The organism is Halarcobacter mediterraneus (genome assembly GCF_004116625.1).
Lineage (GTDB): Bacteria > Campylobacterota > Campylobacteria > Campylobacterales > Arcobacteraceae > Halarcobacter > Halarcobacter mediterraneus.
On record NZ_NXIE01000003.1, the window covers coordinates 345,684 to 363,114 of the forward strand.

At 26.5% G+C, this 17,431-nt stretch carries 14 protein-coding genes and 1 other RNA gene; 6 read left to right on the forward strand and 9 right to left on the reverse strand.

Translation table 11 applies throughout. The annotated features are described in order from the left end of the window. Positions 1–6 precede the first annotated feature (6 nt). Positions 7–1,338, reverse strand: a complete 1,332-nt coding sequence (gene purB, locus CP965_RS09175) for an adenylosuccinate lyase (protein ID WP_129061793.1) — start codon at positions 1,336–1,338, stop codon at positions 7–9. A 136-nt stretch (positions 1,339–1,474) separates the two neighbouring features. On the opposite strand from purB, the gene CP965_RS09180 reads away from it, so the two are divergent. Beyond that, entirely contained in the window at positions 1,475–2,377 is a 903-nt protein-coding gene (locus tag CP965_RS09180; RefSeq protein ID WP_129061794.1) for an RluA family pseudouridine synthase, read from the forward strand. On the opposite strand, the gene CP965_RS09185 is transcribed toward CP965_RS09180, so the two are convergent. The 4 genes from CP965_RS09185 to CP965_RS09200 all read right to left on the reverse strand — a co-directional run bounded on the left by CP965_RS09185 (position 2,378) and on the right by CP965_RS09200 (position 8,793). Beyond that, entirely contained in the window at positions 2,378–4,570 is a 2,193-nt protein-coding gene (locus CP965_RS09185; protein ID WP_129061795.1) for a PAS domain-containing sensor histidine kinase, read from the reverse strand. It lies immediately after the preceding gene. Beyond that, the gene (locus CP965_RS09190; RefSeq protein WP_129061796.1) at positions 4,560–5,507 is read right to left on the reverse strand and encodes a substrate-binding domain-containing protein; all 948 of its coding nucleotides are present in this window, start codon (positions 5,505–5,507) and stop codon (positions 4,560–4,562) included. Before CP965_RS09190 ends, CP965_RS09185 begins: the two co-directional genes overlap by 11 nt. A 61-nt stretch (positions 5,508–5,568) precedes the next feature. Then, positions 5,569–8,232, reverse strand: a complete 2,664-nt coding sequence (locus tag CP965_RS09195; RefSeq protein ID WP_129061797.1) for a transporter substrate-binding domain-containing protein — start codon at positions 8,230–8,232, stop codon at positions 5,569–5,571. Positions 8,233–8,316: 84 nt separating this feature from the next. After that, complete coding sequence (locus CP965_RS09200; protein WP_129061798.1) at positions 8,317–8,793, reverse strand: MarR family winged helix-turn-helix transcriptional regulator; 477 nt, start codon at positions 8,791–8,793, stop codon at positions 8,317–8,319. Positions 8,794–8,890: 97 nt separating this feature from the next. Here CP965_RS09200 and CP965_RS09205 point away from each other — a divergent pair, with 97 nt between their 5' ends. Genes CP965_RS09205 through CP965_RS09215 form a run of 3 tightly spaced genes read left to right on the forward strand, consistent with a single transcriptional unit; the run spans position 8,891 to position 14,276 of the window. Then, positions 8,891–10,129, forward strand: coding sequence for a TolC family protein (locus CP965_RS09205; protein ID WP_228712702.1), 1,239 nt, complete (start codon positions 8,891–8,893; stop codon positions 10,127–10,129). Next, positions 10,126–11,166 (forward strand): efflux RND transporter periplasmic adaptor subunit, encoded by a 1,041-nt coding sequence (locus CP965_RS09210; protein WP_129061800.1) that lies wholly within the window; start codon positions 10,126–10,128, stop codon positions 11,164–11,166. The genes CP965_RS09205 and CP965_RS09210 overlap by 4 nt, the downstream gene beginning before the upstream one ends. Positions 11,167–11,168: 2 nt before the next feature. Continuing rightward, positions 11,169–14,276 (forward strand): efflux RND transporter permease subunit, encoded by a 3,108-nt coding sequence (locus CP965_RS09215; RefSeq protein WP_129061801.1) that lies wholly within the window; start codon positions 11,169–11,171, stop codon positions 14,274–14,276. 22 nt (positions 14,277–14,298) lie between these two features. Here the strand turns inward: CP965_RS09215 and CP965_RS09220 are convergent, their stop codons facing one another. Continuing rightward, positions 14,299–14,721 (reverse strand): YqaA family protein, encoded by a 423-nt coding sequence (locus CP965_RS09220; RefSeq protein WP_129061802.1) that lies wholly within the window; start codon positions 14,719–14,721, stop codon positions 14,299–14,301. 138 nt (positions 14,722–14,859) lie between these two features. Here CP965_RS09220 and ffs point away from each other — a divergent pair. After that, an RNA gene (gene ffs / locus CP965_RS09225) (signal recognition particle sRNA small type) lies at positions 14,860–14,956 on the forward strand. Positions 14,957–14,974: 18 nt separating this feature from the next. Here ffs and CP965_RS09230 read toward each other — a convergent pair. Then, the gene (locus CP965_RS09230; RefSeq protein WP_129061803.1) at positions 14,975–15,610 is read right to left on the reverse strand and encodes a MerR family transcriptional regulator; all 636 of its coding nucleotides are present in this window, start codon (positions 15,608–15,610) and stop codon (positions 14,975–14,977) included. Between the two features lie 11 nt (positions 15,611–15,621). Then, positions 15,622–15,999 (reverse strand): preQ(1) synthase, encoded by a 378-nt coding sequence (gene queF, locus CP965_RS09235; RefSeq protein ID WP_129061804.1) that lies wholly within the window; start codon positions 15,997–15,999, stop codon positions 15,622–15,624. A gap of 106 nt (positions 16,000–16,105) precedes the next feature. Between queF and CP965_RS09240 the strand changes: the two genes are divergently transcribed. Further along, a complete protein-coding gene (locus CP965_RS09240; protein ID WP_228712703.1) occupies positions 16,106–16,948 on the forward strand; it encodes a DMT family transporter in 843 nt (280 codons plus the stop codon). 6 nt (positions 16,949–16,954) lie between these two features. Here CP965_RS09240 and CP965_RS09245 read toward each other — a convergent pair whose 3' ends face one another. Then, positions 16,955–17,431 (reverse strand): acyloxyacyl hydrolase, encoded by a 477-nt coding sequence (locus CP965_RS09245; protein WP_164971012.1) that lies wholly within the window; start codon positions 17,429–17,431, stop codon positions 16,955–16,957.

Sequence of the window (17,431 nt, forward strand, 5' to 3'; positions counted from 1 at the left end):
ATTGTTTTATTTTTTAAATACTCTATCAAAAATTGCGTCTACGTTTTTAGTGTAATAATCATAGTTAAAACATTCTCTTATTTGTTCTTCACTTAATTTAGCTCTTAATTCTTCATCAGCTAATAAGTGTCCTAAGTATAATGATTCACCTTCTTCATTTATAGTTGGTTTACCTTGTTGGATTTCTTCCCAAACTTTCATTGCATTTCTTTGAACAATTTTGTAAGCATCTTCTCTACTAACACCTGCTTTTGGAAGCTCTAATAATACTCTTTGAGAAAATACTAAGCCACCAGTTAAATTAAGATTTTTCATCATATTTTCTGGCATTACAGTTAAGTTTGCAATTACATTATTCATTCTATGAAGCATAAAATCAGTTGTAATAAAAGCATCAGGTAACCAAAATCTTTCATTTGATGAGTGAGAAATATCTCTTTCATGCCATAAAGCGACATTTTCCATAGCAGGAGCAGCATATGCTCTTATTGTTCGTGCAAGTCCAGTTATGTTTTCAGTTAAAATAGGATTTCTTTTATGTGGCATTGCCGAAGAACCTTTTTGACCTTTCGCAAAATACTCTTCTGCTTCATAAACTTCGGTTCTTTGTAAATGTCTTACTTGTACTGCAAATTTTTCAATAGAAGAAGCTAATAAGGCTAAAGCTGTTGCTAATCTTGCATATCTATCTCTATGAACTACTTGATTTGAACAAGGTTCAGGTTTTAATCCTAATTCAGCCATTGCTAATTCTTCAAGTTCAAGGGGTGCATGGGCAAAATTCCCCATTGCTCCAGAGATTTGACCTACAGAGATTACTTCCATAGTCTCTTCAAGATTTTTAAGATGTCTTGCAACTTCATCATACCAAACTGCTAAAGTTAAACCAAAAGTGATAGGTTCACCATGAATCCCATGACTTCTTCCTACCATTAGTGTAAATTTATGTTCTTGAGCTCTTTTTTTAATAGATTCCATTAACATTTTTACATCTTCAATAACAATTTTTAAAGAATCTCTCATTTGTATTGCAACACCTGTATCAACAGCATCTGAAGAAGTCATTCCATAATGGAACCATCTTGATTCTTCCCCAAGTGATTCTGATACACTTGTGTTAAATGCAATTAAATCATGCTTAGTAACTGCTTCTATTTCTTCTATTCTTTCTACTGAAAAACTTGCATTTTCTACAATTTTTTTACAATCATCATCAGGGATAAGCCCTATTTTATTCCAAGCTTTAACTGCTGCTTTTTCAACCTCAAGCCATGCTGCGTATCTAGCATGTTGAGTCCAATGTCTGCTCATTTCTTCTCTTGCATACCTTTCAACCATCTAAAAATCCCCTATTATCTATATTTATAAATTTATTAAATTTTTCTCTTAATTTATGTATGATATCGTATCCAATTTAGGCAAAAGATATCATTAAAATTTGTCTAAATTTTAACTAAAATTTTAGGAATAATTTTTGCCATTTATTTTAAAGAAATTTCCAGTAACAAAAGGGAAAAAGATTCAAATTGCATTATTGCAAGACCTAACTCTAAAGCCCAAAATATCGAGTCGTATGCTAAGTAAGAGTAGGGTATTTAATAGTAATAAAATACCTTACAAGATTTCACAAATAATAGAAGAAGATTACATATATATGGCTGTTTTTGAGGGCTACTCAAGAGGTCTAAAACCTCTTGTTACATTTAAAGATTTTGCTATCTTTGATAAACCCTCTGGCTTAATGATTCATCCAATATCTAAAGATACAAAATATTCACTTTTAGATGAAATTCGTTTTCATTTTGGAGAAAAAGCAAATCAAGCACATAGAATAGATGCAGAAACATCAGGTTTAGTTTTAGTAGGGAAAAATAATAAAACAACCAATGCTTTAGCAACAATGTTTGAAAAAAAAGAGTATAAAAAGTCATATATAGCAATTGTAAAAGGTAACTTAAAAAAAGAAATTATTATTGACAAAAACTTAAAAAAAGAAGGAAAAGCAATAGGTGTTAGAATGACAACATGCTCAAAAGAAGAGGGGAAAGAATCAATAACAAAAATTAGACCACTAAGGTACAATGAAAAAAAAGATATAACTTTAGTAGAGGTAAATCCTATTACAGGAAGACAACATCAAATTAGAATTCATTTACACTCAATAGGGCATACAATATTAGGTGACCCTATTTATGGAGTTAAAGACAAAGTTGCTGAGGATTATTTAAATAAAACATTAAAAGAAGAAGAAAGGTTAGAAGAAAGTGGTTCTTTTAGATTATGGTTACAAGCAAATTATCTAGAATTTATTTACCAAAAAATAAATTATAAAATCTATTCAAAGAACAAAGATATATATAAATATTTTAACGACTAATTATTTTTTAAAAACTATATCAAATCTAGCACCTTTATACTGTTTATCTTTATATATAAAACTTTCATTAAAGGCTGCTATACTTGCATTGTGATGTTCTGTTAAAATCTGATAAACCATTGATAGACCTATTCCTGTACCTATACTTTTATGTTTGGTAGTAAAATATGGTTCAAATATCTTATCAAAATATTTTTCATCAATACCATCACCACTATCTTTTATACTTAATATATTTTTATCATCAAGCTTTTTAGTGTACACAAAAATTAACCTATCTTCTTCTTTTTTATCTTTTAATACATCTTTTGCATTATTTAATATATTAATAAGTGCTTGAATAAGTTCATTTTCATAAGCATCAATATAAAAATCTTCTTTAGTATCTAAAATCACTGTGATATTATTGTTTGTAATTGTAGAGTTTACGATAGAAAAAACTTTATCTAAAATTGTTGAAATTAATATATTATGTTTTTTATCACCTTCTTTAATAAAGTTTCTAAAGTCATCAATTGTTTTTGATAAATATTGAGTTTGAGCAATAATTATATCCATATCATTAATAATCTCATCTGTATTATCTAACATACCAAACTCATTTTTAACTTTAATTCCACTTGCAACAGTAGAAATTGCACTTAAAGGTTGTCTCCATTGATGAGCAATATTACCTATCATTTCTCCCATTGAAGCAAGCTTAGCTTGAGATTCAAGAAGCTTCCTATCTGTGACATCCTTTGCACTTATTACTAATCTATTTCTATCAGGCAATAATGCAATTGACATATTAGTTATAACTATTTTTCCATCTTTTGATACACAAGGCTTTTCAAAATCATAAATAAAACCTTTTTCAAGAACTTCTTCCAAAGCTTTTTTTGCATTATGTTTTTCTTCATTTATAATTAATTCTATACATGATTTTTTTAATAGCTCTTCTTTAGAATAACCTGTCATTTTTAAATAGGATTCATTAAACTCTAAAAAGTTTGTTTCTAAATCTAAAATAGCTAATCCATCTTTTGCATAATGAAAAATTGTTTCAAACTCTTCTTTCTGATCATGTAAAATTTTTTCAAACTCTTTTCTTGCAGTAATATCAGTATGAGAACCAACCATTCTAATTGGATTATGGTGTTCATCAAAGTTTGCTTTTCCTCTTGTTAGAATCCATTTATAAGAACCATCTTTGCAACGCATCCTAACCTCTAATGCATAGATATTTTTTTCTGGGTCTTTAAAGTGCCTTTCTAAATGATTTTGTACAAGAATTTTATCATCATCATGTAAAAGATTAAAAAAAGATTCTGGTATATCTTCTAACTCATCTTCTTTATATCCAAGAATTTCTTTCCAATTTTTTGAAAAATAAGCTTTATCATTTTTTATGTGCCAATCCCAGATCCCATCATTAACACCATCCCAAGCTAAAAGTAATCTTTCTTTTAAGTCATTTAATTGAGTATTTGACTTTCTTATTCCTACTATCATTTTATTTATAGTTAAACTTAATGCAGCAATTTCACTAGGACCACTAACTTTTAGTAAAGAAATTGGTATCCCTTCTTTATCTCTTTTTTCCAAGCTTCTAACTATTCTAAATATATATTTTAATAAAAAGATTCTAATTGCCATAAATAAGAAAATTGTCAAAAAAGTTGAAACAACAATTGCATTTTTTATATTCTCAATTATAATCTCTTTTAATCTTTTTTCCACTTCTTTATCAGAATTATACATAGTAATACTGCCTATTACACCTTCACTATCACTTATAACATCAACTCTACTTGTATAATAACTATTTTTTAAAAGTTCCTTATGTATCAAATTTTCATTATCATAGTCTACAATTAGTTCACTATCTACTTTGATTTTTCCACTAAAAAAGTTTGATTCACCTATTATTTCAGCCATTTTATAATCATTAACAATTATTGCTATAACATTTGGATTATTAATTTCATTTGAGATTAGATGATTGTACTCATGAATTGAATAGGAAAGTATAAAATTTTTAATATTTCTATTTAATTTTGCTAAAGTTGAATCAGACTTATATTTTACTTCTTCAATCATCTCATTCTTAGCAGAAATATATCTATATGTAGAATAAGCTCCTGTTACTAATATTACAGTAGAAACAATAGTAAGAAATAAGATTATATATATTGAATTTCTATTTTTCAACTGTTAATCCTAATACATTTCTCTTTATTAAAGGAAGTTCTTTTTTAATATTCTCTTTTGAAATAGCTAAAATAGGTAATTGTATATTTTTTTCTACTTTTTTTCCTTTTAAATATTTATCTAAAGTTTCTACAGCCTTTTCTCCCATCAAGAAAGGTTGTTGCATAGCAGCCCCAACAAGAATGTCCTGAGGAATTAAATCTAAAAATTCTGGTTCTGCATCAAAAGTTAATAAAAGTATCTCTTTTTCTGATTCTTTTATAGCTTTCAAAGCTCCTTTATATTTATCTGAGCCTTGTAACCATAAAGCTTTCATATTAGGATTATCTTTAATAAGTTCTTTTGAATATGTATATGTTTCTTCTAAAGAAAAGTCTATTTGCTGTCTAATATCAGCTGTTTTTATTTTATTTTCCTTTAATGCCTTCAAAAAACCTGCTGTTCTTAACTTCCCATTAGTCCTTTTTTGAGGAATTGAAATAATACCAACACTTGAATCTACTAATCCTTTTTCATTCATTATTCTTGTAAGAACCTGTCCTATTTTATAGGCACCTTTTTTATTATCGGAAGAGATAAAAGAAACATATTCTCCTGAGTTTGTTCCAATATCTGAAATAATCACTGGAATATTAGCTTTTTTTGCAAGTCTTAAAAGAGTTACACATTGAAAAGAATTTGTAGGGGAGATTATTAAACCTAGAGGTTTCTCCTTAATAGCTTTCACTAAATTTTCTAACTCTTTTTTTGAACTATTATATGCAGAAAAGATTTCTAACTTATAACCTAATTTTTTTGCTGAGAAATCAACACCTTTTGTCATTATTTGCCAAAAAGGTATAGAAGCATCTGGGTTCAGATATATTAATTTCTTTTTATCTTCTGCATTTAAATGAAGTGTTAAAAAAAGAAGAAATAATATTTTTAGTGATTTCAATTAGCAATTCCTATTACAAATAAATAAATTTTATCTTAATAAATTTAAACAAGTAATAAAATTATATTAAAATAGTAAACTTTGCACCTTTATAAGTTGTTCCATTATAGATATAAGTATCATTCTCTACCTTTATTGTAGCATGAACTTTTTTTATGATTTTATATGCCATATATAAGCCTAAACCTGTACCTTTTGATTGATGTTTTGTTGTAAAATAAGGTTCAAAGATTTTATTAATAATTTTTTCATCTATTCCACCTGCATTATCTTTAAACTCCAATAAAATCCTATCATTAAAGCTTTTCACCTTTATAAAAAGTATTTTATTTTCTTGTTTTCTTAAAGCATCTATTGAGTTATTTACAATATTTATTAGAGCTTGTAACATTTCATTTTGACTACCTTTTACTTTTTTCTCAATTTTATTTTCTAATACTAACTCTATTCTTTCATTTATAATAGAAGAATTCTCTAGTCTAATTAAATTATCAATTAAGTCTTTTATATTATATTCTAAAATACTATCTTGTTTTTTTGCAAAAAGTCTAAAATCATCTATTGTTTGGGATAAATATTTTGCATTAGAAAGAATTACTTTTGATTCATCTAAAACTTTATCTTTATTAAAAGTACCAAACTCATCATAAACTTCCCAGCTAGTCGCAATAGTAGTGATTACACTTAAAGGTTGTCTCCACTGATGGGCAATATGTCCTATCATCTCACCAAGTGCTGCCATTTTTGATTGTTCTGTTAAAAGCTGCTCTTTATTTTTAATATCAGAAATATCAATTAAAGAAGATATTCTTACTTTTTTTCCTGTTAATTTTAGATTTGTACCTTTACCTAAAGCTTTGATTTTAGTATTCTTTGAAGTTAAAATCTCTAGTTCATATGGTTCATTACTAGTGGAAAGTATTTTATTTTTTACTAACTTTCTTGACTCTTTTGAAATAAAGTTTAGCAAATCTTGTCCTATCATCTCTTCTTTTGAATCATACTGAAATAGTTTTACTGCAGAATCATTTATATCTATACATTTTCTATTTTCTGTAATTATTATTGCTTCCATTGTAGAGTTCATAATATTTTGAATATCGTTATAAGAGTTTTTCAAATGTAAATTATAATTTTTAAGAATAATTTGTCTATAAATAAATACTGCAATAATAATTATAAAAATAAAAATAACTAAAAAAGCTATTTGATAATCTAACTTTTCTTCTATAACTGTAGTTTGAATCCAATTAGAGTTTATCTCTTTTGTCTCCTTTATTGAAATAGACTCAAAAGCTTTATTTATAATAGATAAAAGTAAAGGGTATTTTTCTTGTATTAGATAATGGTGCTCCATACTAAAAGAAGTGGTTCCAGAAACTTTTAAATCCTTTAAATGTAATTGTGAAATATAATACAAAGAAGTTGCAATATGACCTACAAAAGCATCTGCTCTTCCTTCTTCTACAAGTAAAAGTGCTTCTGGAATATCATTTGTAGTTAATAATTTAATATTAGGATATTTTTCTATAATAAAATTATAACTAGTATAGGATTTAGGAACGGCAATAACTCCATCTTCTATATCAAGTAGACTATCTAAATATCTATATTTATCAGATGTTACTATTGCAAAAGGATATTTTGCATAACTTTTACTGATTAAGCCTAAACGTTTTTCTTGAGAACTAGAACCAGCTCCTGGAACTATATCAATTTTTTTATTTTTAAACTGTTCTAAAACCTCTGTCCAAGAATCAGAAGGGATATATTTAAAGTCTAATCCTGTCCGTTCTGACACAAGATTTAAATAATCCCCCATAATACCATTCATTTTATTATTTTCTATTATAGATAAAGGTTTCCAGTTGATTTCACTATATGTGATTATTGGATGTTTTTTAATAAATTCTAACTCTTCAGAAGTAAAATTTATTTTTGCACCTTTATAATAACTATCATTTATCCATTTTTTAGCAAGAGTATTAAACTCTTCTATAGAAATTTTATTTAAAGATTTATCTATTATTGATTTTAATAAAAAATTCTCTTTTTGAATCCCAAATCTTAAATCTTCTTTCTTTATATAAGAATACTCATCAATAACTTTTAAAGTATAAAAAGTATTATCACTTATAGCTTTTTGTCCTGTTGTATAAGAAGCAAGAAAATAATCAGCTTTTCCTGTTACAACAGCTTGGGCTTTTTTTAGGCTTGATTCTACTTCAAGAACTTTTACTCCATTCTCCTTTAATTCATCAATATAAAAAACACCTTTTGTAACAGCAACTACTTTTCCTTTTAAACTTTTATTACTCTCATAATTTTTGTCTGTTTTTAAACCAAAAATAAAAGTAGGAATTTCATAATAAGCTTTTGTAAAAGATGCAAACTCTTCTCTTTTTTTTGTATATGAAATATCTGCAATAATATCAACATCTTTATTTTTAAAACTATTTAAAGACTCTTTCCATTTTGAAGTTTTTATATAAAATTTTAAACCACTAAAATCTTCTATTCTTTTCAAAACCTCTAAAGAAAAACCTCTATGTTTAAGATTACTTCCATAAGAAAAAGGTTGAAAATTATTTAGCATAGCAACTGATATAACAGGATTCTTTTCAATATAAGCTAATTCTTCTTTAGTAAAATAGTTTTTATTTGAAGCAAATAATGTAGAGGAAAAAATAATTATAAAGAAAAAATATTTATAAATTACATTCATTAAAAAGATCCTTATTATAAAACATATAATTTATTATAATAAAGCTTAAAAGTAAAATATTTTGATATTTTTAAGGTATTTTATCTATTCTAAATTTAACATTATTTTTTTTAAAATGACTTTTAAGTTTTCTCTTTCTTCCTGTGAAAGAACATCAAACATAGGTTCTCTATCTTCAATGATATCTTCTAAGCAATTTAACAAAATCTCTTCACCTCTTTGTTCTAATTTAACTAAATTACTTCTTTTATCATTTGGATTTGAAACCCTTGATATATAACCTAAACATTCAAGTTTTTTTAATATTTTAGTCATTCCACCTGAAGAAAATATCATTGCTGAATATAGTTCAGTAGGAGAAAGAATTTTTCCATTAAAATATAAAGAAGCTAAAACATCTATATCAGAATGAAGTAAATCATATTTTTCTTTTGCCAACTGCTCAGTTGCATTAAAAGCACTTTTGTAAATTAAAGTTAAAGGTAAAGTTAAACTAAATAGTTCATATTGCTCCATTGTATCTATGCTTTTAAAGAATTCATTTATATATTTTTTATCCATTTGGGTATTGTATCAAAAATAAAATTAAAAGAATATATCTTTCTAGTAAGATACATTTAAGTTCTTCTATGTTACATTCTTATCTTAAAATAAAGGAGTGAACTTGAAGAAGTTATATATTATTTTTTCTATTCCTGTTTTTTTATGGAGTCAAAACCTAAATGAATTATTAGATTTATCATTGAAAAATCAATTGGTAAATTCATATGAATATAATCTTGACTCAGTAAAAAAAGAATATGAAAGTGTTAAAAGTGGATACCTACCTAGTTTTGATGTATCTGGTAAATATGGTATAGCTGATAAAGAAACAGCAAGTTTAGCTAAAAAATCAGGAAATATTTCTGGAAGCTTAAATTATAAACTTTATGATGGTGGGAAAAAGTTTGATATCTATGATAGCTATAAATCAACTATAAAAAGTACAAAAAAATCTGTGGAAGCTTTAAAGAATGATATTTCATTAACAGTAATTAATCACTATTTTAATTACTTATCATTAGTTTCACAAAAAGATGCAAAATTAAAAGAGATTGAACAACTTAACTCTCAAATGAAAAGATTAAGTAGATTTCTTAATGCAGGGACAACAACTGAAGATGAAGTTCAAAAAATTATTTCTAGAGTAGAAAATGCAAAAGTTAACCTACAAGAAATTGAATTAGAAATTATTACTATTTTACATAAATTAGAATATATTACAGGTTCTAAGGTTAATATTACAGCAGGTTCAGCTATTGAAGAACTAACGAAAGTTTCAGAAGATGTAAGAAGATTCGATATTGAAGCTTTAGAGTATGACTTACAAACAAAACTTAGTAATTCAAAAGCTGAAAAAAGTGCTTATTTACCTACAATTATTTTAGATAATACTTACTCATATTATGATTCAGACTTTAATAACAAAGCTTACGAAAGTAATGCAATTGATCATCAAAATATTTTATCTATAAATTTACAATGGAATATTTTTTCTTTTGGTGAGACAAAAAATAAATATGAATCAAAATATAAAGAATATCTAGCTTCAAAATCAAATTATGAATATGAAAAAAATAAAGCAAATGTAGATTTACAACTTGCACAAAAAGCTTACAGAATCGCTAAAGCAAAAATTAAATCTGCAAAAGCAAATCTAAAAGCGGCACAAAGTGCTTATGAAGTAATCAAATCGAAATACGAAAATGGCTTAATTGATAATGTAGCTTATTTAGAAAGTTTAAGTGAAAAATTTGAGGCTATTAGTCAATTAAAAACTTCAATTAATGATTTAGAAATAAAAAAAGCAAATATTATTTATCAAAGCGGTGAAAAATTAGAGGAGTATATAAAATGATAAAGAAATCATTAGGTTTAATATCTTTCCTATTATTAGGATTTAATAATTTAATGGCAAATGAAGCGCCAGCTTTACCAGTTCAAACTTTTAAAGTAGTAAAAGAAAATAATACTACTAATAAAACTTATCCAACTATTTTAAAAGCTTATGAACAAGTAGAAGTAATGGCAAGAGTTTCAGGGACACTGGAAAAAAAATATTTTAAAGAAGGTGATTTTGTAAAAAAAGGTTCTCTTTTATATAAAATTGAGCCTGACTTGTATTTAGCAAATCTAAATATGAAAAAAGCTAATTTTACAAAAGCAAAAAAAGATTATGTAAGAGCAAAATCACTAGTTGCATCAAAATCAATTAGTCAACAAGCTTTTGATGAATATACATATCAATATGAAAGCTCAAAAGCAGCTTTAGATGAAGCAAAAATCAATGTTAAATATACAAGAGTAACTGCTCCAATTGATGGAATTGTAGGTTTAAAAAGTCATGATATTGGAAACTTAGTAGGAACAAATGCAAATAACACACACTTAGTTACAATTACAAATACTGACCCTATTCATGCTGAATTTTCTTTACCAAAAGATGATATGAATAGCTTTTTACCTCAAATAAAAAATAAAAATATTAGTATTAAGTTAAAAGTGAATAATAAAACTTATGAAGATGGAAAGATAGATTTTATATCTCCAACAATAGATTCAAATACAGATACTTTACTTTTAAGAGCAAAATTCAAAAACCCTAATAAAGAGCTAATTGTTGGAAACTATACGGAAATAAAACTTTTAAATCTATCTTTAGGAAACGTTTTTATTATTCCTGAAAATGCTGTATTAAAAACAGCTCAAGCAAATATAGTTTTTGTTGTTGACGAAAATAATATTGCAAGAGTTAGACCAGTAACTACAGGTGCTTTAGTAAAAAAAGGTATAGTTATAAAAGATGGTATTAAAGAAAATGAACAAATAGTTATTAGCAACTTTGCAAAGTTAAGACCTGATACAAAAGTTCAAATAGTAAATAAAGAGAAATAATTATGATTTCTGCATTTTTTATTAGAAACCCAGTTTTTGCTGGGGTTTTATCAATCATAATATTTCTAACAGGTTTAATCTCAATGTTCAACCTTCCTATTGAACAATATCCTAGAGTTTTGCCTCCCCAAATAATTGTTAGTACTTCATACCCCGGAGCTAGTGCGGATACTATTGCTAAAACTGTTGCTGCACCTTTAGAAGAGCAGATCAATGGTGCAAAAGATATGCTTTATATGAACTCTGTTGCTGAAGACAGTGGAAGATTAAGAATTAATGTATTCTTTGAAGTAGGGACTGATCCAGATTCAGCAAAAATTGATGTAAACAATAGAGTTCAAGCTGCTTTATCAAAAATGCCTGAACAAGTTCAAAGACAAGGGGTTGTTGTAGGAGAAAGATCTCCTAGTATTTTGATGTTTGCTATGCTTCAATCACCAAATAATACATATGATTCAGTATATTTATCAAACTATGCTTTATTAAACTTAGTTGAATCATTAAAAAGGGTAAAAGGTGTTGGAGATGCAATGATTTTTGGGGCAAAAGATTATTCTATTAGAATTTGGATTGACCCATTAAAATTATCAAAGTATTCACTTGCTACAACTGATGTAATAAATGCTGTACAAGAACAAAACAGACAATATGCAGCGGGGAAAGTTGCAGCAGAACCAATTGCAAATAAACAAATGTATACATATACAATTCAAACTCCTAATAGATTTGAAAGACCCGAACAGTTTGGGGATATTATTATTAGAGCAAATGAGAATGGAAGTAGTTTAAGGTTAAAAGATATTGCAACTATTGAACTTGGAGCTAGTGATTATAGTGTTCAAACAAGATTAAACAATTCTCCTTCAATTCCAATTGGGATATTCTTACAAAGTGGGGCAAACTCTTTAGAAACAGCTGATGCAATTAAAAAAGCTTTAAAAGATGCAAGTGAGAACTTTCCAGAAGATGTAACTTATAGTATTCCTTATGATAGTACAGATTTTATTACAGCATCAATAACAGAAGTTGTTAAAACTTTTGCAGAAGCTTTAATTTTAGTTATTTTAATTATATTCTTATTCTTACAAAGTTGGAGAGCAACAATTATTCCATTTATTGCTGTTCCTGTATCAATTGTAGGTGCCTTTGCTGGTATGTATGCTTTAGGTTTCAGTATTAACCTATTAACTTTATTTGGTCTTGTTTTAGCAATTGGTATTGTTGTTGATGATGCTATTATTGTAATTGAAAATATTGAAAGACATATGGAGGAGGGTAAAACTCCTAAAGAAGCTGCATTTATTGCAATGAAAGAAGTTACGGGAGCATTAATTGCTATTATTTTAGTTCTTGGAGCAGTATTTATTCCTGTTGCCTTTATGGGTGGCTTATCTGGAGAAATGTATAAACAGTTTGCTATTACAATTGTAATTTCCGTTTTTATTTCAGGATTTGTTGCTTTAACATTGACACCTTCACTTTGTGTAAGAATATTAAAAAATAGAAAACATGAACCTAAAGGTTTTTTCAAATGGTTTAATAATATGTTTGACAATGCTACAAAAGGATATTCATATTTAGTTAAAAAAACTATTAGATTCTCATTGATTTCTATTTTATTATATGGTGGATTAGTATTTATTTCATGGGATATGTTCAAATCAATGAAAACAGGACTTATTCCTGATGAAGATCAAGGAACAATATTTATTTTCGGATTTAACCCCCCTGGATATTCATTATCAAAAACTTTAGAATTATCAGAAGAAATAAATGCAATTATTGAAAAAGAACCAAGTGTAAAAAATATCATTACTCTTGGAGGATATGACTTTACTACTTCTGCACAAAGAACTCACTCAGTTGCAACTATTGTTAAATTAAAAGACTGGAGTGAAAGACCAAATCCAGAACAACAAGCCCAAGCACTTTTAGGAAAATTTAGTAAACAATTAATGGGAACAAGTGAAGGATTCTCTTTTGCAGTAATTCCACCTCCAATTATGGGTATGAGTGTTACTGGTGGATTTGATATGTATGTTCAAGATAGAACAGGTGGTTCAATTGAGGATTTAGGAAAAATTGTTAATCAAATATTAGAAAAAGCAAAAACAAGACCTGAACTAGTAGGAACAAGAACTGCATTATCTGCAAATATTCCTCAATATAAAATTGATATTGATGTTGAAAAAGTAAAAGCTAAAGGTGTAAATATAAATGACATTTATAGTAGTATAAATGCTACATTTGGAAGTTATTATGTAAATGATTTTTCACTTTATGGAAGAACATATAAAGTAAACTTACAAGCCAATAGTGAAAGTAGAAATAATATTGATGATTTCCAACATATTTATGTGAGATCAAATAAAGGTGAACTTTTACCAATAAATTCATTTATTTCTTATAAAAAAATTGTAGGGGCTGACCTTGTAGAAAGATTTAATCTTTTCCAAGCAGCAAAAGTCTCAGGGCAACCAGCGCCTGGATATAGTTCAGGGGATGCCTTAAATGCAATTGAAGAGGTTGCAAATGAAGTTCTACCAGAAGGATACACAATTAGTTGGACAGGAACTGCATATCAAGAAAAACAAATTGGTGGAAGTTCTGCTCAAGCATTTATTTTTGGTATCATATTCTTATTTTTAATTCTTTGTGCTTTATATGAAAAATGGTTACTTCCAATTTCAGTTGTATTAGCTGTACCATTTGCAGTTTTTGGAGCAATTATAGCTACTAACTTAAGAGGTTTAGATAATAATATTTATTTCCAAATAGGTTTATTAGTTCTTGCTGGTCTTGCAGCTAAGAATGCTATTTTAATTGTTGAATTTGCTTTACAAAAACAAAAAGAAGGTTTTAGTTTAGTTGATGCTGCTTTAGAAGCTGCAAAAATTAGGCTTAGACCAATTATTATGACTTCTTTAGCATTTACAATAGGAGTTATGCCACTTGCAATAAGTAGTGGAGCAGGGGCTGCTAGTAAACACTCTTTAGGAACAGGAGTAATAGGTGGAATGTTAGCTGCAACTTTTATTGCAATTATATTTATTCCATTATTTTATATTCTTATATCTAAAATAAGTAAAAAAGAAAAACCTAGTGAATAAAAAAGAGGCAATTTTGCCTCTTTTAATCTAAGAAATAAAAACTTACAAAAACAAGAAATACATACCTTGAGAATTTTGCTATAACAACTAAAATAATAAACTTTTTTAAATTATATTTTAATATTCCTGCAATAAAAGTCAAAGGATCTCCTATAATAGGAAGCCAAGAAAAAAGAAGACAGTAAGCACCAAATTTATCAAAGTATTTTTTATATTTAAGTATTTTTTCTTTTTTTAAATAAGCTTTATTCTCTAGATATTCTTCACCTTTTAAACCAATAATATAGTTAAATAAAGAACCTAAAGTATTACCCATAGTTGCAAATAAAAGAAGTAAATAAACATTATAACCCTCTTGTAAATTATAAATTAATAAAGCCTCACTTCCAAAAGGAAATAAAGTAGCAGATAAAAAAGCTGACAAAAATAAAACAATATAGGTCAAGATATTTCTTTCTTTAATAATTAAAAACTATTATAACCCTTATAACTTAAATTTTTACACAAGTTTTAAGTTTTTTAAAGATATAATTTCAGTCTTGAAAGAAGAGCATAAAGAATATAAAAGTATTTTTTATGCTCTTCTTTAGACCCTTACAATCATTTTTAGAGATAACGCCCCAGGATGGGAACATAGCAAGGCACCTCTATCTTTGGTGTGTTTGGATATCTGGAGAAGAGTGCTATTAGCACTTTTTTCAAATCAAATCTGAGAAATCTTCATTTAAAATCAATAATTTTTTATCTTTTCTATTATAAATAAATCTTGAATCTTGTTTTTGAATAGCTTTAAAAATAATAAGTTTTATATCTTTTTCATTTTTATGATGTTTTTTCAAATACAAAGTAAACTCTTGTAAAGAAATAAATTTTTCTTTTAGCTCTTCTTTTTCAACTTCTATATCACCACTTACAACTTCTTCTTTATGTATTGATTGGGCAACTTGTGGTTGTTTATAAATAGAACGCATCTCATTAAATGCACTTTGAAGTAATTCTATTTCTCTATTAAATACTGAAATTATTCTTTTTTGATTCTTTTCAAGTCTATGTATTTCAGAAGAGTATTGTTTTCTCATCCATTTTATTGATTTTTTTAAAATATCAATTTGTTCATTTTTTACATTTATTACATCTTCAAAAGTACTTTTTGTACTCTCTTTTAGTTCTACTTTTGCTTCTGCTTTATCATCTACATATTCACTAATATAAACATATGTTTTACCGGCTTTTTTAATTGATTTTAATTGATTTTTTCTAATTCTATAATGAACACCTTGAAGGGATAGTCCAAGTATTTGTGCAGCCTGTGCTGTTGTAACTAATCTCTCCAAAGAATTATTCCTTACATTTTATCACTATCTATTTCAATAACAGTGTGAACATTACCTCTTGGTTTAAAGTCTGCGATAACTTTCATCCATCTTGGCTGTAGTTTTTCATATAAAGTATCAAAAATTTCATTTGCTGAATTTTCATGTGACACTTCTCTAAACATAAAAGAATTAATATATAGTTTTAATGCTTTTAACTCAATAACTTTTTCATTTGGCGTATATTGTAGTTTAATAGTTGCAAAATCAGGATATCCACTTCTTGGACATTTTGCCATAAACTCTGGAAGCTCTATATCTATAATATAGTTTTTTTTATTTTTATTTGGCCAAAAATGTTCTTCTTTATTTATATCAAATTCTACAATCTCTTTTTCACCATATTTCATTTAAATTTTTCCTCTATATTTTTTTAAATTAATAGATATTTTATCTAAACTATACTTACAATTTTTTTTACATTAAATTATGTTATTATTAAATAAAAAGATTCTTATGCAATTTATTTTACTTAATGTATTAACTTTAATATTTTTAGCTGCAAACTCTATTTTATGTAGACTAGCTTTATTAGATAATACTATTGATGCATACTCTTTTACTTTTTTTAGATTATTTTTTGCTGTCATAACTTTAATTCTCATTATGCTATTTATAAAAAAACAAAATATTACCATAAAATTAAAAGATAATTGGCTAAATGCTTTTATGCTTTTTATATATGCTGCAACTTTTTCTTATGCATATTTAAATATGGATGCAGGAGTTGGAACATTAATTTTATTTGCTATAGTTCAATTAACTATGATATTAAGTGCTATAAAAAATAGTGAAAAACTTACTTTGAAAGTTTTTTTAGGACTCATTATTGCTTTTCTAGGACTTATTTATCTTCTTTACCCAAAAGAAGAGTTTTCTTTATCTATAACACATACTATATTAATGATTATTTCAGGTATATCTTGGGCTTTTTATTCAATACTAGGGAAAGCTACTACTAAACCTTTAGAAGATACAACTATTAATTTCATAAAAACTTTACCCTTTTTAGCTATTTTATATCTATTTACAAATGATATTTTTATAACCAAAGAGGGTTTATTCTTAGCCTTTTTATCAGGAAGTATTACTTCTGCAATAGGTTATGTTTTATGGTATATCATAATAAAAAAGATAAGAATAGTTACAGCTAGTATAATACAACTTATAATCCCTATATTTGCTATTTTATTAAGTGTAATTTTCTTAAATGAAGAATTAACATTTACCTTAATATTATCTACAAGTATAATTTTACTAGGGATATTTATAAGCCTTTATAAAAAAACACCAAATTAAAAATTTTTAGAATTTATAATTGAACTGTAAACCAATAAAGTCAATACCAGAATTTTTACTATTTAAGTTTGCATTTGAATAGTGATTATATTTTAAACTAGCATCCATTTTATCATTAAATTTATATAAAAAACCTATACTTTCTTTAAATTGAAAATGCATACCAAACTCTTTGTGATCCAAATATTTTTCACTTAAATATGCAATACCTAAACCACCTTCTAAATACAAATCACCAATAAGATTATAATCAAGTAAAGGTTGTAAACTTAAAATATACATATCATCATTTTTATATTCTGCATATTCACCTGAAAATTCAAAACTCAAATTAAAAATATCAAAGGGCTTATAATTTAAATTTTCTATTAATGCTATTCCATAAAAGTTCGCACTACCTTTATATCCATATTTTAAAGCCACTTTATCAAAACCATAAGTAAAACTTACAAGTATAAAAAAAGTTAAAATAAATTTTTTCAT

Excerpts from the sequence above, each read along its gene's own strand:
- CP965_RS09200 (WP_129061798.1), bottom strand. The coding sequence starts at position 8,793 with ATGGATAAAAAATATATAAATGAATTCTTTAAAAGCATAGATACAATG.
- CP965_RS09245 (WP_164971012.1), bottom strand. The coding sequence starts at position 17,431 with ATGAAAAAATTTATTTTAACTTTTTTTATACTTGTAAGTTTTACTTAT.
- CP965_RS09195 (WP_129061797.1), bottom strand. The coding sequence starts at position 8,232 with ATGAATGTAATTTATAAATATTTTTTCTTTATAATTATTTTTTCCTCT.
- CP965_RS09210 (WP_129061800.1), top strand. The coding sequence starts at position 10,126 with ATGATAAAGAAATCATTAGGTTTAATATCTTTCCTATTATTAGGATTT.
- purB (WP_129061793.1), bottom strand. The coding sequence starts at position 1,338 with ATGGTTGAAAGGTATGCAAGAGAAGAAATGAGCAGACATTGGACTCAA.
- CP965_RS09215 (WP_129061801.1), top strand. The coding sequence starts at position 11,169 with ATGATTTCTGCATTTTTTATTAGAAACCCAGTTTTTGCTGGGGTTTTA.
- queF (WP_129061804.1), bottom strand. The coding sequence starts at position 15,999 with ATGAAATATGGTGAAAAAGAGATTGTAGAATTTGATATAAATAAAGAA.
- CP965_RS09240 (WP_228712703.1), top strand. The coding sequence starts at position 16,106 with ATGCAATTTATTTTACTTAATGTATTAACTTTAATATTTTTAGCTGCA.